This is a genomic window from Candidatus Frankia alpina, from assembly GCF_902806485.1.
Classification (GTDB): Bacteria; Actinomycetota; Actinomycetes; order Frankiales; family Frankiaceae; genus Frankia; species Frankia alpina.
The window spans coordinates 1-694 of sequence record NZ_CADCWT010000537.1 but is presented as its reverse complement, the minus strand read 5'-3'; the positions used below and the strand labels follow the sequence as shown (position 1 = coordinate 694).

Here is a 694-nt window from a genome sequence, read left to right as displayed (position 1 = left end):
GTCGCCGGCGGTGTCCGTGGCCCACGTGGTGGGCGTGCTCTCCGTCGTCATGACGGCAAGTCTGGTTGCCATCATCGATCATGGCAAGTGGACTTGCTATTTGCGTTACCGATTACTGCATGCAGTACCGCAGTGGTTCATGATCGCCGTTCGCGGAGTCCTTCGATGACGGCCTGGCGCAGCGCCGGGTCAGCGTGGAGCCGGTCGAGCAGGACGCGCACGACGTCGGCCAGGGCCACGCCGGCGGTACCCACCTCATCCGCCGCGTCGTCGGCCCACCGCTTCAGCGCCCGATGGTCGACGGGCGCCAGGTCCACCGTGATGCGCACCGGCCGGGTCCGGGGAGGCGGGGCGCCGCCGCGGGCCCGCCGCGGTGTCGCCGGCGCAGGCTCGCCGTCCGACTCGTCCGCCGGCGGGTCGGGGTTGGCGTGCGTGGTGACCGCGGCCGCCCGCGCGGCCAGGTCCTCCCGCCGCGACCGAGGAGGGGTCATCCGCCCGCGGCCAGGTCCAGCAACTCACCGGCCACCGTGGCGTACGGGCCCGCCCCGACACTCACCGGCGCCCCGTACGCCTGGGCGTACGACTCCCGCCGCGGGATCGTCGCGCCCAGGACGCGATACCCACCGGAGGTGATGACGTCGCGCACCACCCCCGTCGACGTCGCCCGGGGCACCGTGCGGGTCAGCAGCGCCGC

The 694-nt window shown here is 73.9% G+C and carries 2 protein-coding genes; both read right to left on the bottom strand.

Annotated features, from left to right (window positions below; all coding sequences use genetic code 11):
- Positions 1-137: 137 nt before the first annotated feature.
- Positions 138-491, bottom strand: a complete 354-nt coding sequence (locus G6R25_RS24380) for a hypothetical protein (protein WP_136447851.1) — start codon at positions 489-491, stop codon at positions 138-140.
- Positions 488-694 (bottom strand): hypothetical protein (locus tag G6R25_RS24375; protein ID WP_205447452.1); only part of this gene is annotated, 207 nt, incomplete at its 5' end. The genes G6R25_RS24375 and G6R25_RS24380, both read right to left, overlap by 4 nt.